20 protein-coding genes are annotated in these 22,161 nt (G+C 71.4%); 9 read left to right on the top strand and 11 right to left on the bottom strand.

All coding sequences use genetic code 11. The features are described from left to right. Positions 1-9 precede the first annotated feature (9 nt). Genes LG391_RS31435 through LG391_RS31425 form a run of 3 tightly spaced genes read left to right on the top strand, consistent with a single transcriptional unit; the run spans position 10 to position 3,186 of the window. Positions 10-2,085 (top strand): FUSC family protein, encoded by a 2,076-nt coding sequence (locus tag LG391_RS31435; protein WP_225772541.1) that lies wholly within the window; start codon positions 10-12, stop codon positions 2,083-2,085. Further along, the gene (locus LG391_RS31430; RefSeq protein WP_225772539.1) at positions 2,082-2,279 is read left to right on the top strand and encodes a DUF1656 domain-containing protein; all 198 of its coding nucleotides are present in this window, start codon (positions 2,082-2,084) and stop codon (positions 2,277-2,279) included. The genes LG391_RS31435 and LG391_RS31430 overlap by 4 nt, the downstream gene beginning before the upstream one ends. A 16-nt stretch (positions 2,280-2,295) precedes the next feature. Continuing rightward, positions 2,296-3,186 carry an HlyD family secretion protein gene (locus tag LG391_RS31425; RefSeq protein WP_225772537.1) on the top strand — a complete coding sequence of 297 codons (891 nt, stop codon included), beginning with the start codon at positions 2,296-2,298 and terminating at the stop codon, positions 3,184-3,186. 49 nt (positions 3,187-3,235) lie between these two features. Here the strand turns inward: LG391_RS31425 and LG391_RS31420 are convergent, their stop codons facing one another. Continuing rightward, entirely contained in the window at positions 3,236-5,080 is a 1,845-nt protein-coding gene (locus LG391_RS31420) for an ABC transporter ATP-binding protein (RefSeq protein ID WP_225772535.1), read from the bottom strand. Positions 5,081-5,313: 233 nt separating this feature from the next. Between LG391_RS31420 and LG391_RS31415 the strand changes: the two genes are divergently transcribed. After that, positions 5,314-5,880 carry a hypothetical protein gene (locus LG391_RS31415; protein ID WP_225772533.1) on the top strand — a complete coding sequence of 189 codons (567 nt, stop codon included), beginning with the start codon at positions 5,314-5,316 and terminating at the stop codon, positions 5,878-5,880. Between the two features lie 38 nt (positions 5,881-5,918). Here the strand turns inward: LG391_RS31415 and LG391_RS31410 are convergent, their stop codons facing one another. Further along, entirely contained in the window at positions 5,919-6,797 is an 879-nt protein-coding gene (locus tag LG391_RS31410; protein WP_225772531.1) for an NmrA family NAD(P)-binding protein, read from the bottom strand. A 96-nt stretch (positions 6,798-6,893) separates the two neighbouring features. Here LG391_RS31410 and LG391_RS31405 point away from each other — a divergent pair, with 96 nt between their 5' ends. Further along, positions 6,894-7,811: a LysR substrate-binding domain-containing protein gene (locus LG391_RS31405; protein ID WP_225772530.1), complete on the top strand. Its 918-nt coding sequence runs from the start codon at positions 6,894-6,896 to the stop codon at positions 7,809-7,811. A gap of 15 nt (positions 7,812-7,826) precedes the next feature. Here LG391_RS31405 and LG391_RS31400 read toward each other — a convergent pair whose 3' ends face one another. Then, positions 7,827-9,419: a glucan biosynthesis protein gene (locus LG391_RS31400; protein WP_225772528.1), complete on the bottom strand. Its 1,593-nt coding sequence runs from the start codon at positions 9,417-9,419 to the stop codon at positions 7,827-7,829. Positions 9,420-9,568: 149 nt separating this feature from the next. Continuing rightward, entirely contained in the window at positions 9,569-9,757 is a 189-nt protein-coding gene (locus LG391_RS31395) for a DUF1674 domain-containing protein (protein ID WP_225772526.1), read from the bottom strand. Between the two features lie 93 nt (positions 9,758-9,850). Here LG391_RS31395 and htpX point away from each other — a divergent pair, with 93 nt between their 5' ends. The 4 genes from htpX to LG391_RS31375 all read left to right on the top strand — a co-directional run bounded on the left by htpX (position 9,851) and on the right by LG391_RS31375 (position 14,328). Continuing rightward, positions 9,851-10,720, top strand: coding sequence for a zinc metalloprotease HtpX (htpX, locus tag LG391_RS31390; protein WP_225772524.1), 870 nt, complete (start codon positions 9,851-9,853; stop codon positions 10,718-10,720). 123 nt (positions 10,721-10,843) lie between these two features. Beyond that, entirely contained in the window at positions 10,844-12,133 is a 1,290-nt protein-coding gene (locus tag LG391_RS31385) for an MFS transporter (protein ID WP_225772523.1), read from the top strand. A 105-nt stretch (positions 12,134-12,238) separates the two neighbouring features. Next, complete coding sequence (locus tag LG391_RS31380; RefSeq protein ID WP_255646953.1) at positions 12,239-13,285, top strand: DUF898 family protein; 1,047 nt, start codon at positions 12,239-12,241, stop codon at positions 13,283-13,285. An 86-nt stretch (positions 13,286-13,371) separates the two neighbouring features. After that, positions 13,372-14,328 carry a M48 family metallopeptidase gene (locus LG391_RS31375; protein WP_225772520.1) on the top strand — a complete coding sequence of 319 codons (957 nt, stop codon included), beginning with the start codon at positions 13,372-13,374 and terminating at the stop codon, positions 14,326-14,328. Positions 14,329-14,468: 140 nt separating this feature from the next. Here the strand turns inward: LG391_RS31375 and purH are convergent, their stop codons facing one another. The 7 genes from purH to LG391_RS31340 all read right to left on the bottom strand — a co-directional run bounded on the left by purH (position 14,469) and on the right by LG391_RS31340 (position 22,156). Beyond that, positions 14,469-16,052 carry a bifunctional phosphoribosylaminoimidazolecarboxamide formyltransferase/IMP cyclohydrolase gene (gene purH, locus LG391_RS31370; RefSeq protein WP_374200820.1) on the bottom strand — a complete coding sequence of 528 codons (1,584 nt, stop codon included), beginning with the start codon at positions 16,050-16,052 and terminating at the stop codon, positions 14,469-14,471. Positions 16,053-16,135: 83 nt separating this feature from the next. Further along, positions 16,136-16,951, bottom strand: a complete 816-nt coding sequence (gene aac(3), locus LG391_RS31365) for an aminoglycoside 3-N-acetyltransferase (protein WP_225772518.1) — start codon at positions 16,949-16,951, stop codon at positions 16,136-16,138. Continuing rightward, positions 16,951-18,615, bottom strand: coding sequence for a heparinase II/III family protein (locus tag LG391_RS31360; protein WP_225772516.1), 1,665 nt, complete (start codon positions 18,613-18,615; stop codon positions 16,951-16,953). Before LG391_RS31360 ends, aac(3) begins: the two co-directional genes overlap by 1 nt. Before the next feature lie 3 nt (positions 18,616-18,618). Further along, a complete protein-coding gene (gene rpe / locus LG391_RS31355; RefSeq protein WP_225772514.1) occupies positions 18,619-19,284 on the bottom strand; it encodes a ribulose-phosphate 3-epimerase in 666 nt (221 codons plus the stop codon). Between the two features lie 108 nt (positions 19,285-19,392). After that, positions 19,393-20,340, bottom strand: a complete 948-nt coding sequence (locus tag LG391_RS31350; RefSeq protein ID WP_225772512.1) for a sugar-binding protein — start codon at positions 20,338-20,340, stop codon at positions 19,393-19,395. A 35-nt stretch (positions 20,341-20,375) separates the two neighbouring features. After that, a complete protein-coding gene (locus tag LG391_RS31345; protein WP_225772510.1) occupies positions 20,376-21,416 on the bottom strand; it encodes an ABC transporter permease in 1,041 nt (346 codons plus the stop codon). After that, on the bottom strand, positions 21,416-22,156 hold the full coding sequence (locus LG391_RS31340) for an ATP-binding cassette domain-containing protein (RefSeq protein WP_225772508.1): 741 nt from the start codon (positions 22,154-22,156) through the stop codon (positions 21,416-21,418). Before LG391_RS31340 ends, LG391_RS31345 begins: the two co-directional genes overlap by 1 nt. Between the last annotated feature and the right edge of the window lie 5 nt (positions 22,157-22,161).

Genomic DNA, 22,161 nt, shown 5'->3' with positions numbered 1-22,161 from the left:
AGGGAACGGATGGACTGGCCGACCTGGCGCGACGGCGTGTTCTCGCTGCGCACCTTCTGCGCCGCGATGCTCGCCGCCTGGATCTCGCTGCGCCTCAACCTGTCCTCGCCGGGCACGGCGGTGCTGACCGTCTACATCGTGTCGCAGCCGCTGACCGGGATGATGCTGTCGAAGAGCGTGTACCGCGTGCTCGGCACCGCCGCGGGCGTGCTGGCCAGCGTCACCTTCGTCGCCCTGTTCGCCCAGGCGCGCGAGCTGTTCGTGCTGGCCAGCGCGCTGTGGTTCGGGTGCTGCATCTACGTCTCGGTGATGCTGCGCGACGCGCCTGGCGCCTATGCGCCGCTGCTGGCCGGATACACCGCGGCGATCATCGGCTTCCCGGCGATCACCGCGCCGCTCACCGTGTTCGACGTCGCCACCAACCGCTGCGTCGAGATCCTGCTGGCGATCTCCTGCGCCGGGGTGCTCAGCGCCGTCGTGCTGCCGCGCCCGGTGGGGCCGGTGCTGCTGGGCCGGATCGAGGCGCTGCTGGCGGCCACCGCGACATGGGCGGTCGGCATCCTGCGGACCGAGGGCACGGAGGAGGCGCCCCAGGCCGACCGCGCCCGGCTGATCGCCGACGCGGTGGCGCTGGAGACGCTGCGCGCCCATGCCGTGTTCGACACCCGCGCGATCCGCCTGGCCAACGACGTGGTGCGCCAGCTGCAGGGGCGGCTGTTCACCTTCCTCGCGGTGCTGGTCTCGATGCAGGAGCGCGGCCGGCTGCTGCGCCTGCGGGACCCGGCGCGATGGCAGGCGATCCGCCCGGCCTTCGAGACGGTGGCGCGGATCATGGACCGGTCGCTCGGCCCGGACCAGCCGGACGACGACGAGAGCATCGGCGCCGCCCGGCGCCTGATCGACTCGCTGCAGCCGCCGCTGGAGGAGCTGCGGCGCAGCCAGACCGCCATGATCGTGCGCATCCTGCTGGACCGGCTGCAGGACGTGCTGACCCTGCGCGACGAGTGCCGGCGGCTGCGCGACCATGTCGCCGCCGGCACCCGGCCGCCCACCATGCGGTCGGCGCCGTCGATCAGCCGCCACCGCGACCAGGCCGCCGCCATCATGGCCGGGATCACCGCCTTCATCGCGCTCGTGGTCAGCTGCAGCTTCTGGATCCTCACCGCCTGGCCGAACGGCGCCGCCGCCGCCACCATCCTGGTGGTGGTGTTCGGCTTCTTCTCCGGCGCGGACGAGCCGGCGCTGCCGGCCAAGGAATTCCTGCGGATGGCGTCGGTCGCCTTCGTCATCTACCTGATCTACTTCGCGCTGGTGCTGCCCCGGCTCGACGGCTTCGGCATGCTGGCCGCGGCGCTGGCCCTGGTGCTGGTGCCGGCCGGCAGCCTGATGGCGGTGCCGCGGATCGGCACCTCGGCGCTTCTGCTCTGCATCAACTTCCTGACCCTGCTGTCGCTCTCCGACCAGCCCTCGCTCGACTTCGCCGGCGCGGTCAACAACGGCCTCGCCACCCTGGCCGGCATCGCCCTGGCCGTGCTGCTGTTCCGGCTGACGCGGCCGTTCGGCGTGCGCTGGATGGCGCAGCGCTTCGTCACCGGCATCATGGCCGACCTGTCGCGCATCGCCTCGGACACCGATCTCTCGCAGGCCGAGTTCGAGAGCCGGATGTTCGACCGCATCAACGGGCTATTCTCGCGGCTCGACCACGCCTCGCCGGGCGACCGGCCGATCCTGCACGGCAGCCTGGCCAGCCTGCGGGTCGGCCACAACATCATGATCCTGCGCCGCCTGTCTCCCCGGCTGCCGCCGCCCGCGGCCCGGGCGGTGGAGGCGGCGCTGGCCGCACTGGCCGTCCATTTCGGCCAGGCCTGGCGTCGGCGCGGCACCAGCGGGCCCGAGGCGATGGCGGCGCTGGCCCGGGCCGGCGAGGCGCTGCAGGCACTCGACATCGACCGCGACGCCGTCGCCGCCCTGGTCGCGGTCACCGCGATCCGGGTGACGCTGACCTGGCAGTCCGAATTCTTCGCCCTGCCGCAGACCGATGGTCCGCCGCTGATCCAAGACCTGTTGGCCCCGACATCGACATGATCAAGGAAATCGACCTCGCCGGCGTGTATCTGTCGCCGATGCTCGGCTATCTCATGGTCGCGCTGGCGCTGACCGGGATCCTGCGCTTCGGCCTCGGCCGGATCGGCGCCTATCGCTGGATCTGGCATCCGGCGCTGTTCGACCTGTCCGTGCTCCTGATCATCCTGACCGCCCTCGTCGTGCTGACGATGTGAGGGGAAGAAGACGACCATGAAACTCGCGACCCTCGCGCTGAGAATCCTCATCACCCTGGTCGTGGCGGCCGGCGCCGCCGTCGCCGGCGTGCTGCTGTGGCAGTACTACATCGACAGCCCCTGGACCCGGGATGCCCGGGTGGCGGCGGAGATCGTGCAGGTCGCGCCCGACGTCTCCGGCGTCGTCGTCGACCTGCGCGTGGCTAACAACCAGCGGGTGCAGAAGGGCGACGTGCTGTTCGTGATCGACCAGGACCGCTACACCCTGGCGGTGCAGCGGGCCCAGGCCGCGCTCGACAGCCAGGTGGCGCAGACCGAGCAGCTGGAGGCGGATGCCGCGCGCCGGGCGAAACTGGGGCTCAACGCCATCTCGGTCGAGGCCCAGCAGCAGGCGGAATCGGCCGCCCGCGCCGCCCGCGCGGCGGTGGACCAGGACCAGGCGGCGCTGGACACGGCCAAGCTGGACCTGGAGCGGACGACGGTGCGCTCGCCGGTCAACGGCTATGTCTCGACCCTGATCCTGCGCCAGGGCGCCTATGCCACGGCGGGCAAGCAGGTGATGGCGATCGTCGACGCCGACAGCTTCCATGTCCGGGGATATTTCGAGGAGACCAAGATCCCGCGCATCCGGCCGGACGACAAGGTCGAGATCCGGCTGATGGGCGTGTCGACGCCGCTGGAGGGCCATGTCGAGAGCATCGACCGCGCCATCTCCGACCGCGAGGTGACGCTCAACTCCTACTACCAGATCGTCGACGTCAACCCGACCTTCAGCTGGGTCCGGCTGGCCCAGCGCATCCCGGTGCGCATCGCGCTCGACAAGGTGCCGGACGGCGTGCTGCTGGCCTCCGGCATGACCGCGACGGTCGAGGTGCTGCCGGAGCAAGGGAAGGCGCCGGCGAAGTAGAGGCTGTAGGTTGGGTTCGCCCTCGGCGAACCCAACCTACGCGAGGCCTCTACTCCGCCGCCTGCTCCTCCTCGCCCAGGAAGCCGCCGGATTGGCGACGCCACAGCGAGGCGTAGTGGCCGTTGGCCTTCAAGAGCTCGTCATGGCTGCCGATCTCGACGATGCGGCCGCGCTCCAGGATCACCAGCCGGTCCATCCGGGCAATGGTCGACAGGCGGTGGGCGATGGCGATCACCGTCTTGCCCTCCATCAGGTCCTCGAGCTGCTCCTGGATCGCCGCCTCGACCTCGGAATCCAGCGCCGAGGTCGCCTCGTCCAGGATCAGGATCGGCGCGTTCTTCAGCACCACCCGGGCGATCGCCACGCGCTGGCGCTGGCCGCCGGACAGCTTCACGCCGCGCTCGCCGACATGGGCGTCGTAGCCGCGCCGGCCGCGCCAGTCCTCGACATCCAGGATGAAGTCGTGGGCGTGCGCCTGCTTGGCCGCTGCGATGACCTCGGCCTTGGTGGCGGTCGGCCGGCCGTAGTTCAGGTTCTCGAAGATCGACCGGTGCAGCAGCGAGGTGTCCTGGGTGACCACCGAGATCTGCTCGCGCAGACTCTCCTGCGTCACCCCGGCGATGTCCTGGCCGTCGATCAGGATGCGGCCGCGCTCGACGTCGAAGAAGCGCAGCAGCAGGTTGACCAGCGTCGACTTGCCGGCGCCGGAGCGGCCGACCAGGCCGATCTTCTCGCCCGGCCGGATGTCGAGGTTCAGGTTCTCGATCACCCCGCCCGGCCGGCCGTAGTTGAAGCTGACATTGTCGAAGCGGATGCCGCCCTTCGTCACCGTCAGCCGCCTGGCGTCCGGCTTGTCGACCAGGCGCAGCGGCTTGGCGATCGAGATCATGCCCTCCTGCACCACGCCGATATTCTCGAAGATCGTGGTCACCTGCTGCGCCACCCAGCCGGCCATGTTGACGATCTGCCAGGTCAGCGGCAGCACCATGGCGACGGCGCCCAGCGCCACCATCCCCTGGCGCCACAGCAGGATGGCGATGGTGGCGGTCGACACCACCAGCAGGGCATTGGTGGTCGACAGGCACAGGTTGAACAGGGTGATCAGCCGCAGCTGGCTGCGGAAGATCACGGTGTGGCCGTCCACCGCCTCGCGGACGTAGTCGTCCTCCTCCTTGGCCCGGGCGAACAGCTTGACGGTCAAGATGTTGGTGTAGCTGTCGACGATCCGGCCGGTCAGCAGCGACCGCGCCTCCGACATCTCCAGCGAGCGCTGCTTCAGCCGCGGCACGAAATAGGTCAGCAGGACGATGTAGACGGCGAACCAGCCGATGGTCGGCAGCGCCAGCCACAGATCGGCGCTGGCCAGAAGCACCAGGGCGCTGGTGCCGTAGACCGTCAGGTACCAGACCGCCTGGATCGACATCACGGTGCTGTCGCGCAGCGCCACGCCGGTCTGCATCACCCGGTTGGCGATGCGGCCGGCGAAGTCGTTCTGGAAGAAGGTCCAGCTCTGCCGCACCACATGCCAGTGGCTCTGCCACCGGATCAGGTTGGTGAAGCCCGAGGCGATGATCTGGTTGGTAATCAGCGCCTGCAGGAACAGGGCGGCGGGACGGCACACCAGCAGCACGGCGGCCATGCCCAGCAGCAGGTGCCAGTGGTCGGTGAAGAGATCCTCGGACGTGACGGTGCTGAGCAGGGTGACGACCCGGCCGATGAAGACCGGGATCAGCGCGTCGAGCAGCGCCACGGTCAGCCCGGCGCCCAGCAGGGCAAGGTAGTACCAGCGCACCTGCCGCAGGAAGAACCAGTAGAACCGCAGCAGGTTGCCCGGCGGCTGGCCAGGCATGCCCGTGGCGGTCGGCAGCACGCGGGCTTCGAAGAAGCGGAACATGGTCGGGGCTTCCGGCGGGCGTTCTTATTTGGCGGCAGGATTCCAGCCTGCGCCGACAATGCGGCGGCGAAAAGACCGGACAATTGGACACAGGAATTCGTTCAGCGCAGGGCTCACGACATTTTCGTCTGTGCGCGCGGTCACTGGCGGGCCGAAGCCGGCGCGCGAGGATCGCCGCTGGATGCAGGGGCGTGGCCGGATCGTCCGGCCGCGGCATCCGAGGGGTTTTGGACATGAAATTCGTGACCGTGCCGCTGATTCTGGCGGCTCTGGCGGCGGGGAACGGGCGGCCGGCCATGGCCGACGACATCCATGACGCGCTGGACCAGGCCGACTCGGCCTACAGCAGCGGCGATTACGGGCGGGCGAAGAAGGCCGCCGATCTGGCGTCGGTCCTGCTCGGCCAGCTGGTCGCCGAGCAACTGGCCAAGGCGCTGCCCGGGCCGCTCGATGGCTGGACGGCGGAGGAGGCGTGGAGCGACGCGGCGGGCACCACCATGCTCGGCGGCGGGGTCCAGGCCGAGCGCGGCTACAGCGATGCCGAGGGCCGGCAGGTCCGGATCCAGGTGGTGGCGGACTCGCCGATCGTGGCGCAGTTCGCGGGCCTCTACGGCAACCCCGCGATCGCGGCGTCGATGGGCAAGCTGGTCCCGATCGGCGACCGGCAGGCGGTGCTGAACGATCAGCAGGAAATCCAGATGCTGGTCGCCAGCCGCTTCCTGGTCACCGTCTCCGGCGACGCGCCGGAGGCGGCGAAGCTGAAATATGCGGCAGGGATCGAGCTGTCGCAGCTGAAGTGAGCGGCGGGGCGAGGGGCCGAGGCCCCTCGCCCCTGCTCTCAGGCGGCGGCCTTCACCAGCGTCGCGACGACGCTGTCGACCGGCTCGCGGCCGCGGCGCGGCTCGGCCGCCGGATCGCTGCCGAAATCGACATGGCCGCTGTTGACGCCCCGCATCATCTCGGCGAAGCCCGCGATGACGCGGGCCGAGAAGCCGCCGTGGGACAGGGCCTCGGCCCAGCCCGCCTCCGGCACGGCGACGGCCTGCACCGGCCGGCCGAGCGCCCGGGCGAAGGCCGCGGCGACGTCGTTGGGAGAATAGGCGGCCGGTCCCTGCAGGGCGATCACCCGCGTCCCGGCCCAGTCCTGGCGCAGGGCCTCGGCGGCCATGCGGCCGATATCGGCGGTGGCGACCATCGGGATGGCGCGGTCGAGCGGCGCCAGGAAGCTGGGCAGAACGCCCTCGGCGGCGGCGACGCCGGCCACCCCCGCCCAGTTCTCCATGAAATAGGCGGCGCGGATGAAGGTCACCGGCAGGCCGATCCCGGCCAGGCGCTGCTCCAGCGTCCGGTTGGTGGCGATCATCCCGGTGCCGCTCGGCCGGTCCGCGGCGACCGAGGACAGCACCACCAGCTTCGGCAGGCGGGCGGCGGTCGCCGCCTCGGCGATCGCGTCCGCCACAGCCGCCGCGTCGGCGAAGGGATTTTCCGCCGCATAGCCGGGCGGGTTCAGAAGATAGGCGCCGCGCGCTTCGGAGAGGGCGGCGGTCAGCGCCGAGGCATCGGCGAGGTCGGCGACCGCCACCTCGGCGCCCTGCCGCGCCCAAGCCTCGGCCTTGGCCGGATTGCGGACGATGACGCGGACGCGCTCGCCCGCCTCGATCAGGGTTCGGGCGGTGGCGGCCCCCGTGTTCCCGCTCACGCCGGCGACGACATACATGGCTTTCTCCTGCGTTGACCCGCCCGCAGCCGGGTCGGTGCCAAGGAGATGCGGTGACAGTCGCCATATCGCAAATGCATGGATATAATCTTCCGCATGCGCAAAGTGGATCTGGCCGGAGTCGACCTCAACCTGCTGAAGCTGCTCGATGCGCTGCTGCGCGAGCGCAGCGTCACCCGGGCGGGGCAGCGGCTCGGCCTCAGCCAGCCCGCGGCCAGCCGGGCGCTTGGCCGGCGGCGCCGGCGGCTGGCCGACCGGATCGGGGTGCGGACGCCGCAGGGGCTGGGGCTGACGCCGCGGGCCGCCGCCCTGGCCGAGCCGGTGGCGCGGCTGCTGGAGGGCGCCCGGGCGATCGTGGCGCCGCCGGTCTTCGACCCGGCGACCGCGTGCGGCCGGGTCACCATCGCCGGCGTCGACTACACGACGCTGATGGTGATGCCGACCCTGGTGTCGCGGCTGTCGCGCCTGGCGCCGGGGCTGGACCTGGAGATCCCGCCCCCGGCCGGCGACCATGTCGGGCTGATCGCCGCGGATGCCGCCGACCTGGCGCTCGGAGTCTACGACACCCTGCCGGCCGGCTTCTTCCGCCGGGCGCTCTATGACGAGGACCTGGTCTGCGCCGTCCGCCGCGGCCATCCCGTGATCGCGGCCGGGCTGACGCTGGAGCGCTTCGCCGCCCTGTCGCATCTGCTGGTGATCGTCACCGGCCGGGGCGAGGCGCCGGTCGACGTGGCGCTGGCCCGGCACGGGCTGACCCGCCGGGTGGCGGTGCGGCTGCCGCATTTCATCGCCGCGCCGATGCTGGTGGCCGAGAGCGACATGATCCTGTCGCTGCCGCGCCGGCTGGCGTACCGCGTCGCCGCCACGGCGCCCATTGAGCTGCTCGAGCTGCCGCTCGAGATCGAGCCGCTCACCGTGTCGATGATCTGGCACGAGCGGCGGCAGGACGACCCGGCCCATGCCTGGCTGCGGCGGCAGGTGGCGGAGGCGGCGCGCGAGGCGACCCGGGGCTGACCGCCGGGCGCCGCCTCAGGCCGGCGGCGGCTCCGGGTGGAACTGGTACAGCCAGGTCTCGGTCAGCGACTTGCCGTCCAGGCGCAGGAACATCCGCAGCTCGACCGGGTCGCTGCCGTCGACCGCAAGGTCGAAGGTGGCGCGCCAGACATTGCCGTTCGGCACCGGCTCGCTGAACGGCCGCTGGACGGTGCCGCGCGAGGCGGTGGCCACCACCTCCGGGAACACGCCGAAGGGGATCCGGCGCATCACCGCCGGGTTGTCGAACTCGACGACGATCTTGAAGACGCCGGGCGGCCGCGGCTTGCCCGGCTCGCCGCCCCGGCCCATCCGGGTGGCGATGGTGCGGGCGATGCCTGTATCCGGATAGGGTTCGTCCGCCAGCCAGTGCAGCCGGTATTGCAGGTCGTGGCGGTCGCCGGCCGCCGCCTGGCCCTCCGGCACCCAGAACGCGACGATGTTGTCGTGGATCTCGTCGTCGGTCGGGATCTCCACCAGCTGGATCGCGCCGCGGCCGAGGGACGCCAGCGGCTCGACCCACAGGCTCGGGCGGCGGTCGTAGAACACGCCGTCCTGGTAGTGGTCGAAGCTGCGGTCGCGCTGCAGCAGGCCGAAGCCGCGCGGGCTGTCGCCGCCGAAGCTCGACACCGTGATCGCCCGCGGGTTGTTCAGCGGGCGCCAGATCCGCTCGCCGGCGGCGGTCCAGATCGCCAGCCCATCCGAATCATGCACCTCCGGCCGCCAGTCCAGCATCCGGCCGCGGCCGTATTCGCCGTACCAGAACATCGAGGTCAGCGGCGCCAGGCCGAGGCGGGCCACCGCCTGGCGCAGGAACAGCGACGCCTCGACTTCCATCACCACGCCTTCGGTGCGGTGCAGGGTGAAGCGGTAGGCGCCGCTGATGCTGGGCCCGTCCAGCAGGGCGCAGACGACGGCCGGCCGGGCCGGGTCCGGCGCCTCGGCGATGAAGACCTGGGTGAAGATCGGGAACTCTTCCGGCTTGCCGGGGGCGAAGATGTCGACCGCAACGCCGCGCGCCGACAGCCCGTACTGGCCGAGCGCGCCGATCGCCCGGAAATAGGAGGCGCCGAGGAAGGCGACCCAGTCCTGCGTCCGCCAGTCCGCGCGGCCGTGCCGTTCCTGCAGGCGGAAGCCGGCGAAGCCCGAATCGGCCGGCAGCGTCCGGGCCGGGCTGTCCGCCGGCATGTCGAAATACTCCGGCCGGTACTGGATCTCGCGGGCGCCGTCGGCGCCGACCAGATACATCCGCACCGAATCGCCGAAATAGCGGCCGAGATGGAAGAAGGTCACCGGATAGGCGCCGCTGTCGTCGGCGAAAGGCGCGAGGTCGGTCTTGAACCTGATCTTGCCGTGGGCGCCGTAGTCGATCGCCTGCACGACCTCGGGCGCGGGCCGATAGGGCGGCCGGTAGGGCTGCGCCGCCATCGCCTGGGCCCGGGCGACCAGCGCCTCGTAGGAGAAGGGCGCGGCCGGGCCGAGGGCCAGCCCCTGCTGCTGCGCCGCGGCGGAACGGGCGGCGGCCGGCAGCCCGGCCAGCAGCGCGGCCGACCCGGCGGCGCGGAGCAGGGCGCGGCGATGGATGGTCATGCGTCCTCCCGGCCGATGCCTCCCGAGCGGAGGTCCAGCTTAACCTATGCCCGGCCGGCGGCACGGACAGGCTTCGACCGCAGCGAAGGTCGGCGCCGCCTCTCGCCGCAACGGTCGCAACGGCGTGTTTGGGGCCGGTGCTGCCGGCGTCAGAAGTCCGAGCAGCGGCCGTTCACGTCCCAGTCGCCGTAGCGGGTCGGCTCCAGCCCCTTGGGGCCGCCGATCTCGCCGGGCTTCTGCGGCACGATCTCGACCGGCGCGCCGGTGCGCGGGTCGATGCGCTCCGCCAGCTCCCGGGGCGACAGGGGCTTGGCGGCAGGGGTCTCGGTCTCGCTCATTCCCTGGATATGGCTAGGCGCGGCCGTGCTGTCCAGGCTTGATCGGAAGCGGGGCGGGGCCATTTCATCCGGGACGAGACGACGGAGGACCTGATGTCGGGCTACATCCGCACGGCGATGCTGCTGGCGGCCCTCACCGCGCTGTTCATGGCGGCGGGATGGCTGCTGGGCGGGCAGGGCGGGATGATGATCGCGCTGCTGGTGGCGGTGGGCATGAACCTGTTCGCCTACTGGAACGCCGACAAGATGGTGCTGCGCATGCACAATGCGCGCGAGGTCGACGCCCGCACCGCGCCCGACTTCTACAACCTCGTCGCCCAGCTGGCCGAGCAGGCGCAGCTGCCGATGCCGAAGGTCTATCTGATCGAGACCGACCAGCCGAACGCCTTCGCCACCGGCCGCAACCCGCAGAACGCCGCGGTCGCCGCCACCACCGGCCTGTTGCGCCGGCTGTCGGCGGAGGAGGTGGCGGGCGTGATGGCGCATGAGCTGGCGCATGTCCGCAACCGCGACACGCTGATCATGACGATCACCGCGACCATCGCCGGCGCCCTGTCGATGCTGGCCAATTTCGGCCTGTTCTTCGGCGGCGGCGACAACCGCAACAACCCGCTCGGCTTCATCGGCGTGATCCTGACCGTGATCCTGGCGCCGCTGGCCGCCATGCTGGTGCAGATGGCGATCAGCCGCAGTCGCGAATACGAGGCCGACCGGGTCGGGGCCGAGATCTGCGGCCGCCCGCTGTGGCTGGCCTCCGCCCTGGAAAAGATCGAAGCCTTCGCCAAGCGGATCGATTACGGTGCGGCGGAGCGGAATCCCGCCACCGCCCACATGTTCATCATCAATCCGCTCCACGCCCATGCGGTCGACAGCCTGTTCTCGACACACCCCTCGACCGCCAACCGCGTCGCCGCGCTGCGGCAGATGGCGGGCATGGCCCAGGGCCGGGGACCGTGGGGGTGATCCCTCGGTCTTCCTGAGTCTCTCGCAGACCCCTCCGAGTCCCCCCTCCCCTCGCGGGAGGGAGGTAAGGGGAGGGGGGACTCAATTGGGCGGCAGTGCGCGCATCGCGCCAGGCCTTCGCTCATGACCACCTCGGCCGCCTCCGTTCCCCGCGCGAACGCGCGGGCCGCGATCTTCGGCTGGTGCCTCTACGACTGGGCGATGAGCGCCTTCAACACGGTCATCGGCACCTTCGTCTTCTCGGTCTATTTCACCAAGGGCATCGTCGGCGACGCCGACCACGGCGCGGCGCTGTGGGGCGTCGCCATCGGCGCCGGCGGCGTCGCGGTGGCGCTGCTCAGCCCGGTGCTCGGCGCCGTCGCCGATCATGGCGGGCGGCGCAAGGCCTGGCTCGCCGCCTGCGTCGCCGCGGCCGTGGGGCCGACGGCGCTGCTCTGGCTCGCGGCGCCGGACCCGTCCTGGATCGTCCCGGCGATGCTGCTGGTCGGCCTCGCCTCCGTCGCCTTCGAGCTGTCCTACGTCTTCTACAACGCGCTGCTGGTCGATGTGGCGCCGCCCGGGATGCTCGGCCGCGTCTCCGGCTGGGGCTGGGGGCTCGGCTATTTCGGCGGGCTGGCGTGCCTGGTGATCGCGCTGTTCGGGCTGATCGGCTTCGGCGGCGCCGCGCCGCTGCTGCCGCTGCCGGCGGTCGAGTCCGCCGGTCCGCGCGCCACCGGGCCGCTGGTGGCCCTGTGGTGGGCGCTGTTCGCCCTGCCGCTCCTGCTGCTGGTGCGCGAGCGGCCGGGCGGCGCGCCGATCGGGGCCGCGATCCGCCGCGGCCTGGCCGATCTGTGGCGCACGCTGAAATCGCTGCCGGGCCAGGGCAACCTGGTGCGGTTCCTGGTCGGCAGCGCGATCTACCGCGAAGGCTTCAATATGCTGTTCGCCTTCGGCGGCATCTACGCCGCCGGCGCGCTGGGGCTCGATTTCGGCCAGCTGGTGCTGTTCGCGATCGGGCTCAACGTCACCTCCGGCATCGGCGCGATCCTGTTCGCCTGGGTCGACGACGCGATCGGGTCGAAGCCGACGATCCTGGTCTCGATCGTCGGGCTCGTCGCCCTCGGCGTGCCGATCATCCTGGTGACCGACCCGGCCTGGTTCATCGGCCTGGCCCTGGTGCTGGGCCTGTTCCTGGGGCCGGCCCAGGCGGCCAGCCGCACCCTGATGGGGCGGCTGGCGCCGCCGGGCGGCGAGGGCGAGGCCTACGGCCTCTACGGCTTCACCGGCCGCGCCACCGGCTTCCTCGGCCCCTGGCTGTTCGCGGCGGCCACCGCCGCCTTCGCCACCCAGCGCGCCGGCATGGCCACGGTGATCGCCCTCTTCGCGCTCGGCGGGCTGATCGTGGCGACGGTGCGGGAACCGGCGCGAGGCTGATGGATACAATTTGACAGATTTCTCCGCCTCCAGGAATATTGTCGGCATTGGTGGGGGAGTGATTTTCAGATGTCGATTGCAGATGGGGTGCCCCGGACGGGGCGCGTGGGTTACGACGGCAGCCGGTTCGGGATCGGCGGCCTGTTCCTGAAAACGATGCTGCTGTCCGTGGTGACGCTGGGCATCTACAATTTCTGGGGCCGGACGCAGATCCGGCGGGCGATCTGGGGCGCCGTCAGCGTCGACGGCGAGCCCTTCGAATACACCGGCACCGGCAAGGAGCTGTTCTTCGGCTTCCTCAAGGCGATCGCCCTGCTGATCGGTCTCGCCCTGGCGCTGCTCGTCATCGGCTACGTCCTGGGTAGGCTGCTGCAGTTCAGGGCGGTCCTTTCGGTGGCGGTCGTCGCCTTCTACCTGGTCGTGTCGGTGCTCGCGGTGGCCGCGGTCTACCTCGCCACCCGCTACCGGCTGTCCCGCACGCTGTGGCGCAGCATCCGCTTCGGCCTCGACGGCACGGCGGGCCGCTTCGTCATGGGCACCATCGGCTATTCGCTTCTGACGCTGGTGACGCTCGGGATCTGCCTGCCGCTGCTGCGGACATGGCAGACCCGGACGATCGTCAACAATGCGCGCTACGGCACCGTGCCTTTCCGCATGGAGGCGCAAGGGGCGAAGCTGATCTGGCCCTGGGTCCTGACCATGCTGCTGGCGGTGCCGACGCTGGGCATCATGCTGGTGTGGTACCGGGTGCGCGAGTTCCGCTACTGGTCCTCCACGGTCAGCATCGCCGGGCTGAAGTTCGAGGGGCGTCTTCGCCTGGGCCAGGTGCTGGGGCCGGCGATCCTGCTCGCCGTCATCACCGTCGCCATCTTCGCCGCCCTCCTCGTGCCGACCATGTTCGCGGCGATGGAAGCGGCCCGCACGCACGCCCCGCCGCCGCCGTCGGCGCTGACGATCATCGGCATCTGGCTCTATGTGGCGCTGGCGCCGGCGATCAACTTCGTCGTGCTCGGCCACCCGGTGCTGAAGGCGGGCTGCGAGACCATGGCGATCGGCGGCGCGCTGGATCTGGAGGCGGTAGCCCAGTCCTCCGATGCCGGCCCGCGCACCGGCGAGGGGCTGTTCGCCCTGCTCGACGGCGGCGGGTTGTGACCCACGGGCCCTGGTCCGGCCGGTATTCGGACGGCAGGACGGCCCATGTCACGCCCGTCCGCGTTACGGTGGCGACAGATCGGCTGGTGATCGCGGCCGAGGACGGCGCCGTCCTCGCGGAATGGCCGCTCGCCTCGCTGCAGCTGGCAGGCAAGGCGGCCGCGCCGGTCCGGCTGAGATCGGGGCAGGGCGACGCCCGGCTGGCCCTCGACGGCCCGGCGGCCCTGGCGGGGCTGCGCGCGGCCGGCGCCCCGCTGCGGCCGCCCGAGGCTGGCAGCGGGCGGACCATCCTGATCTGGACGGTCGGGCTGGCCGCGGTCTTCGCCGCCGTGCTGCTCCTGCTGCCGCGCCTGTCCGCGTCGATCGCCACGCTGGTGCCGGTCGAGGACGAGGTCTCGCTCGGCGATTCCGTCGCGGACAGCATCGAGCTGATGCTGCGCCACCCGGCCGCCTGCACCGGGGCCGACGGCCGCGCGGCGGTGGAGGCCCTGGTGCGGCGCCTCGCGGCCGGCCGGGAATCACCCTACCGCTTCCGGGTTGAGGTGCTGGACAGCGAGGTGCCCAACGCCCTGGCGGCGCCGGGCGGGCGGATCCTGATGTTCCGCGGCCTGATCGACCGGATGCAAGGGCCGGACGAGTTCGCCGGCGTGCTGGCGCATGAGATGGGGCATGTGCTGCACCGGCATGGGCTACAGGGCATCATCCGCCAGCAGGGGCTGTCGATCCTGGCGCTGCTGACCGGCGGGTCGGATCTCAGCCGGCTCGGCCAGGCGGGGTCGGAGCTGGGGGCCCTGTCCTATTCCCGCGGCTTCGAGCGCGAGGCGGACGAGGCCGCGCTGAAGCTCCTGGCCGGCGCCGGGCTGCGCCGCGACGGCCTCTCGACGCTGTTCCATCGTCTCGCCAAGGACGCCGGCGGAGGACCGGCCTTCCTGGCCACCCACCCGCCGCTGGAGGAGCGCGCCCTGCTCGCCACGCCGGACACGGCCGGATCGCCGGCCATGAGCGAGGCCGAGTGGCAGGCGGTGAAGGCGATGTGCGGGTGACGACAGGCCGCCACCCACCCCATATTGTCATGCCCGGGCTTGACCCGGGCATCCAGAGACTGTCGACATCTTCTGGATTGCCGGGTCAAGCCCGGCAATGACGGTAAAGGGGAAGTTCAATTCTCATAGGCGCCGTTACCTCAATGCCGGAAGTGCCGCCGCCCGGTGAACACCATGGCGATGCCGGCCTGATCCGCGGCCTCGATCACTTCCCGGTCGCGCATCGAGCCGCCGGGCTGGATCACCGCCGTGGCGCCGGCCTCGACCAGGGCCAGCAGGCCGTCGGCGAAGGGGAAGAAGGCCTCCGACGCCGCCACCGACCCGGCGATGCGCGAGCCGGTCTCGCCCGCGGCCTTGGCGGCCTCCGCCGACTTCGACACGGCGATCTTGACGCTGTCCACCCGGCTCATCTGCCCGGCGCCGATGCCCACCGTGCTGCGGCCCTTGGCGAAGACGATGGCGTTGGATCGGACATGCTTGGCCACCTGGGTGGCGAACAGCAGGTCCTCGATCTGCGCCGGGGTCGGCGCCTTGCGGGTGACCAGCTTCAGCTCCGATGCCTCCGGCGCCGCGTCGTCGCGGGTCTGGGTCAGGAAGCCGCCGGCGACGCTGCGCAGCACCCGGCGGCGCTGCGTCGGGTCCTGCACCCCGCCGGTCTTCAACACCCGCAGATTGGCCTTGCCGGCGAACACCGCGGCGGCCTCCGGCTCGACATCCGGGGCGATTACGACCTCGGCGAACAGCGCGGTGATGGCCTGGGCCGTGGCGGCGTCGATCGGCCGGTTGGCGGCGATGATGCCGCCGAAGGCGCTGATCGGGTCGCAGGCCAGCGCACGGGCATAGGCCTCGCCGAGCGTGGCGGCGACGGCCACGCCGCAGGGGTTGGCGTGCTTGACGATGACGACCGCGGGCTCGGTGAACTCCGACACCGCCTCGAAGGCCGCGTCGGCGTCGAGGATGTTGTTGTAGCTCAGCTCCTTGCCCTGCACCTGCTCGGCCGTGGCCGGGCCGGGCACCGCCGGGCCGCTCAGATACAGCGCGGCGGCCTGGTGCGGGTTCTCGCCGTAGCGCAGCGTCTCGGCCAGCTTGCCGGACAGCGACAGGCGCGGCGGGAAGGTCTCGCCCTCGACCTCGGCGAACCAGCCGGCGATGGCAGCGTCATAGGCGGCGGGGCGGGCGAAGGCGGCGGCGGCCAGGCGGCGGCGGGTGGCGCCCAGGGGGGCGCCATTGGCCGCGATCTCCAGCCGCAGCGGCTCGTAGTCGACCGGCGAGGTGACGACGGCGACGAAGGCGTGGTTCTTGGCCGCGGCGCGGGTCATGGCCGGGCCGCCGATGTCGATGTTCTCGATGGCGTCGTCGAATCCGGCGCCGCGGGCGATCGTCGCCTCGAACGGGTACAGGTTCGACACCAGCAGGTCGATTGGCGCGATGCCGTAATCGGTCATCGCCTCGACATGCTCGTCGCTGTCGCGCCGGGCCAGCAGGCCGCCATGGATCTTCGGGTGCAGGGTCTTGACCCGGCCGTCCATGATCTCCGGGAAGCCGGTATGGGCCGACACCTCCTTGACCGGGATGCCGGCATCGGCCAGCGCCTTGAAGGAGCCGCCGGTCGACAGGATCTCGACCCCGCGCTCGGCCAGGAACCGGGCGAAGTCGACGATGCCGGTCTTGTCGGAGACGGAGATCAGCGCGCGGCGGATCGGCAGGGCGGCTTCGGTCATCATCGGCGGGGCCCCGGGGGCAGGAATCGGCCCGGCTTTAGACCTGGACGGGCGGGGTGTCGACCGTATAGCGCCGCGTGGCGCCGCTACGCTCCGGGCAGCCCGAACCGGCGCTCCAGCCAGCGGACGGCGAAATCCGCCATCTCCGCCGCCGGCACCAGCACCGAGGCGGCGTCGCCGACGGTGCTGCGCACGCCACGGCCGGCGGCGAGGAAATCCTCGACAACAGTGGCGAAATAGCCCTCCGGCAGCCCGTCGACGACGGGGTCGGAGGTGTCGAACTCCTCGAAGCGGCGCCAGACCGTCCGGCCCTCGACCAGGATCGGCGCCTCGTACCGGACCACGCGCTTGCCGGGGATCCGGGCCAGGTGCTCGGCATGGTGCAGCAGGCTCATGGCGTCGAGCGGGGCGCCCAGCATCAGCACCTTGCCGCGGGCCTGCACCAGCTTCGCGAAGGGCGACCGCTCGCCATAGCCGTAGTCGAGCGCGTGGTCGGCGGTGAACCACTCGGCCCGGCCGCCGACCGCGGCGAAGGAGGCGCCGGGATTGGCGCTGCGCCGTGCGCCCGGCCGGGTGCGCACCAGCTCGGCGATGGCGCCGTTGAAGCGGCGGGCGCGGGACGAGGCCGGATCGAAGGGCGGGATGTCGTCCCGCAGCTCCGCCGGGATGGTCCCGTCGTCGTCCAGCAGGTCGTGGTAGTCGTCGCTCCAGTCGGTGTAGACCAGGATCGTTCCGCCCGGCCCGATCGCGTCGTGCAGCGCGTCGATCAGCGCGTCGGGCCCGCCGAGGATGCGGCCGACCGAGCGCAGCGCGGCATGCACCATCACCGAAGCGTCCGGGCCGAGGCCGATCGCGCGAAGCTGCGCCGCCAGCGTCCGCCGGGTGTGGATGTCGGCAGGCATCAGGCCAGTCGCCGTTCCCGGCGCAGGATCCACTGCACGCCGGTGCTCTCGGCGCCGACCTCGCCCCAGATCACGACCTGGGTGGTCTTGCGGCGCTCGGAGCCGCGGCCGACATAAATGCCTTCCTCCAGCGCCACCTGGCCGCCATAGCCGCGCAGGCGCCAGCCGTCGCCGCTGGGCAGGCGGATGATCACCGAGCTGCCGCCCTGCACCGGCGACAGCTGCAGCGCCGGGTGCAGGTGGAAGCGGATGGCGAAGGGCAGGCCGCGGGCCGCGTCGGTCTCGGCGAACAGGATGTCCTCGCCGCGCAGCTCGTCGCCATTGGCCGACAGCTCCAGCCGGCGGCGGTGGACCAGGCCCAGCGCCTCGCGGTAGCCGTCATGCCAGGCGTCGATCAGCACCGATTGCGGCGTCTCCTGCCGGTCGATCTCGATCTGGCGCGGCCGCTTGCCGATGCCGGCGTCGCGCAGCACCTCGGCCGAATCGCGGCCGGCGACGCTCAGCGTGGAATGGGCCGGCGTGCCGCGCAGGGCGGTGTGCCAGGCGCTGTCCTCGGCGCTGCCGCGGCCGGGCCAGGCGCCGCAATTGACGATCATGCGCTCGCGCCCGACCGACATCTCGAAAGACAAGAGGCCGGCATGGGCGCCGTCATCGGCGCCGGCCGGCGGCGGCGCGCCGACGTCGAGCAGCAGCAGGGTGCGGCCGGCCATCGCCCGCTCGAAGCCGCTGTGCCGTGCGCTCTTCGGCGCCCGGGCCTTGGAATCGGCCTGGGACAGCACGGCGTCGATCAGCACCGGTTCGCCCTCCTGCGCATCGTTGAACAGGGCGAAGCCGCCGTCGCCGTGGCGCAGCAGGCGCAGCGCCGGCGCCATCCGGTCGATCGCCAGGTGCAGCGCGTCCGGCACATGCGCCTGGGCGGCGCGGAAGGCGGCGCGGATGTCGATCAGTTGGCGCAGCACGGTCAGGTGCACCGCCGGGTTGCGCTGGATGTGTCCGCCGTCCGGCAGGATCTGGCGCGGCAGGCATTTGCCGAGGATGCGCTGGGCCTGGTCCAGCCGCGGCCGGCCCTGGGGCAGGGCCACGGCGCCGTAGACCAGGCCGCGCACGGTCTGGATCTGGCGCGGGTCCATCGGGTCGCCGTCGGCGACGCGGGTCAGGTGGCGCAGCTGGCGCGACAGGCTGGCGAAGACGCGCGCCCGGAAATCGTCGTCGGCGCTGGCGCAGAAGAAGTCGTGCGCGCCGAGCCAGCTGGCGATGCGCTGGCCCAGGATGTCCGGCCGCCAGGTCAGCGGATGCCAGCGGTCGTAGCGCTCGATCCAGTGGTCGATCAGCCGCCGCGCCGCGCGCCGGGCCTGGTCGCCGCCGGCGGCGCGCAGGTCGCGCAGCCATTCGAAGCCGTGCAGCGCCTCGATGAACTCCGGGGCGGCGCCGAACGGCTCCCACGGCGCCGCGGCCGCCGCCTCATAGGTCTGGCCGCCCAGCCTGTAGAGGCCGGCGATCAGCGCGGCGCCGCGCTCGGCGTCGCCCGGCCAGGGGTCGGGCGGCACCATCAGCAGGTCGCGCGGCCCCTTGCGCCCCAGCGCCACGGAGTAGAGCGGGTTCGAATAGGCGAACCGCGTCAGCTGGTCGTGGACGTTGCGGGTGAGGGTGCGCGGGCTCCGCATGGCTCAGCGTTTGCCGCGGATCGCGGCGATGTTGCCGGCATAGGCGCCCGGGCCGCCGCGGAAGGCCGCGGTGCCGGCCACCAGCGTGTCGGCGCCGGCGGCGATCACCCGCGGCGCCGTCTCCGGCGTGACGCCGCCATCGACCTCGAGGCGCACGTCGCGGCCGCTCTTGTCGATCATGGCGCGCAGCCGGGCGATCTTGTCGAGCTGGCTTTCGATGAAGCTCTGCCCGCCGAAGCCGGGGTTGACCGTCATCACCAGCACCAGGTCGATGTCGCCCAGAAGCTCCTCGACCATGGCGACCGGCGTGCCGGGGCTCAGCACCACGCCCGGCGACTTGCCGAGAGAGCGGATCAACTGGACGGTGCGGTGCGGGTGCGGCCCGGCTTCCGGGTGGAAGCTGATGCGGTCGGCCCCCGCCTCGGCGAAGGCCGGGATATAGGGATCGGCCGGGCCGATCATCAGATGGGTGTCGAAGGGCAGGGCCGACCAGGGCCGCAGCGCCTTCACCACCGTCGGGCCGAAGGTGATGTTGGGCACGAAATGCCCGTCCATGATGTCGAGATGGAGCCAGTCGGCCCCGGCCTCGGTCATGGCGCGGGCCTCCTCGCCCAGGCGGGCGAAGTCGGCGGAGAGGATGGAGGGGGCGATCAGGACCGGCTTGACCATGATCGTCCTCATAACAAGGGACCGGCCGCGTCACAACCGTGACGAAACCGCGGCGCCGAAGGATCGGCCGGGGCGGGCGGTCGCCCCGGCCGGCTTCGCCCGAAAAGCTTACTTCGCCTTGGCGAGGAAGTCCTTGACGTTGTCGGGGGTCACCGTGTCGAGGCCGACATAGGTGATCTCCTCGACCTTCTCGCCCTTCTTCAGCTTCTGCAGGATCTCCATTGCCAGCGCGCCCATCTCGTAGGGCTGCTGGCCGATCAGGCCGTTGGCGTAGCCGTCGCGCAGCAGCTCCAGCTCCGGCTTCAGCGTGTCGGCCGAGACCAGCACGACCTCCTTCGAGGCCAGCTTGGCCTTGATCGGCTCGGCGAAGTTGCGGAAGGCGTCCGGCACGAACAGCGGCCAGCCGCCGACCGGCAGCAGCGCGTCGATGTCGGGATGGGCGGTCAGCGTGTCCTGCAGCTGCTGCACCGCCAGCGCGGCGTCGTCGTTGCAGTACAGCGGCGAGCCCTCGACCTGGGTCCAGCCCTTGCCCAGCCCGTCGATCACGCCGCGCACCCGGTCGTTCAGGTTGGCCGCGGCCGGGCCGCCCGAGACCAGGGCGAAGGTGCCGCCGCTGGGCTTCAGCTTGGCGGCCATCTCGCCGATCGCCTTGCCCATGGCGTAGTTGTCGGTGCCGACGAAGGCCTGGCGCTTCGACCCCGGCGCGTCGGCGTCGAAGGTGATGGTCGGGATGCCGGCCTCGACCGCCTGGTTGATCACGTTGGTCATGGCGTCGACATCGGCGACCGAGATCGCGAGCCCGTCGATGCCCTGGGTGATCAGGTCCTGCACGATCTGCGCCTCGCTGGCCGGCTCGTGCTCCACCGGGCCGATATAGACGCATTCGACGCCCAGCTTCTTGGCCGCGTCCATGCAGCCGTCGCGCGACAGGTCGAAATACGGGTTGTTCATGGCCTTCGGCACCAGGGCGAAGCGCGGCTTGTCCTGCGCGCTCGCCCCGCCGGCCATGGCCATGACGGCGCCCAGCGCCACCGCGGCCAGAAGAAGCTTCTTCATAATCGATCCTCCCCTTGTTGAACTCGTTTGCCGTCTCAGGCCGCGCGCCGGGACCGGATGCGGTCCAGCAGCACCGCCAGGATGATGAACACGCCGACGAAGAAATCCTGCCAGTAGGGCTGCACCCCGCCCAGGATCAGACCGTTGCGGATGACCTCGATCAGCGCCGCGCCGGTGACGGCGCCCAGCGGCCCGCCGAGGCCGCCGGTCAGGTTGGCGCCGCCGATCACCGAGGCGGCGATCACCCGCAGCTCGTAGCCGACCGCGGTGTTGGCGGGGGCGGAGCCGAGCCAGGCCAGGAGCAGCACGCCGGTGAAGCCGGCCAGCGCGCTGCAGAAGACGTAGACCGAGATCTTCACCCGCTCGACCGGAACGCCGGTCAGCGCCGCCGCCTTCTCGTTGCCGCCGATGGCGAAGACGTGCCGGCCCCACTGCATATGCCGCAGCAGGAACCAGATCATCACCGCCAGCGCCGCCATGTAGATCAGCGACGGCGGCAGGATGCCGAAGATGGGGTCGTTGCCCAGCGTCCGGAACAGGTCCTTGGCCGGCCCGGCGGTGGGCGAGCCGCGGCCCTGGGTGACGACATAGACCAGGCTGCGGCAGACGCTGAGCATGCCGAGCGTGGTGACGAAGGGCGACAGGCCCAGCCGGGCGATCAGGAGGCCGTTGACCAGCCCGACCACGCCGCCGACGCCGACGCCGGCCAGCACGCCGAAAGCCAGGGCCAGGCCTGGCCAGTCGACGAACAGGGGCCAGTCGGCGGTCCAGCCCATCGCCAGGCTGGTGGCGACGGCGCCGAGCGCCATGACCGACCCGACCGACAGGTCGATGCCGGCCAGGATGATCACCAGCGTCTGCCCCAGCGCCGCGATGGCGATGTAGGAGAAGTTCTGGGCGACGTTCTGCAGGTTGCGCCCGGTCAGGAACTTGTCGGACGCGATGGCCATGACCACCATCAGGATCACCAGCGCCGCCAGCACATAGGTGATCTGGGACGACATGATCCGGTGCAGCGGCCCCTGCCGCCGGACGTTGTCGAAGTTCATCGTCGCGGAGTTGGTGGCCTGGGCCATCACGCCGCCTCCAACGCGCCGGTGATCAGGCCCGTCACCTCCTCGGGCGAGCTGTCGGCGATGCGCTTGTCGGCGACCTTGCGGCCGCGGCGCATCACGATCACCCGGTCGCAGACCTCGAACACGTCGGGCATGCGGTGGCTGATCAGGATCACGGCGATGCCGCTGTCGCGCAGCCGGCGGATCAGCTCCAGCACCTCGTGCACCTGGCGCACGCTGATCGCCGCAGTCGGCTCGTCCATCAGGATCAGCTTGGCGTTGGACAGGCGGGTGCGGGCGATGGCCACGGCCTGGCGCTGGCCGCCCGACATCAGCCGCACCAGGTCGCCGGCGCGGGTCTCCGACTTCAGCTCGGCGAACAGCGCCTGGGCCTTGCGGTTCATGGCGCCGTGGTCCAGGCGGCGCAGCGGCCAGACCCCGGTCTTCAGCTCGCGGCCCAGGAAGACATTGGCGGCGGCGGTCAGGTTGTCGGCCAGGGCGAGGTCCTGGTAGACCACCTCGATCCCGGCCTCGCGGGCGTCGACCGGCTTGTGGAAATGCACCGGCTTGCCCTCCAGCAGCATCTCGCCGGAGGTCGGCGGGAAGTTGCCGGCCATGACCTTGACCAGGGTGGATTTGCCGGCGCCGTTGTCGCCCATCAGCCCGACCACCTCGCCGGGCTCGATCGACCAGCTGACGCCGGTCAGGGCGTGGATCGCCCCGAAATGCTTGGCAATGTCCCGCAGCTCCAGAAGCGCCATCCCGC

The organism is Inquilinus sp. Marseille-Q2685 (assembly GCF_916619195.1).
GTDB lineage: Bacteria > Pseudomonadota > Alphaproteobacteria > DSM-16000 > Inquilinaceae > Inquilinus.
Note: the sequence above shows the minus strand (reverse complement) of the source record. Positions and strands in the feature narration are given on the sequence as shown.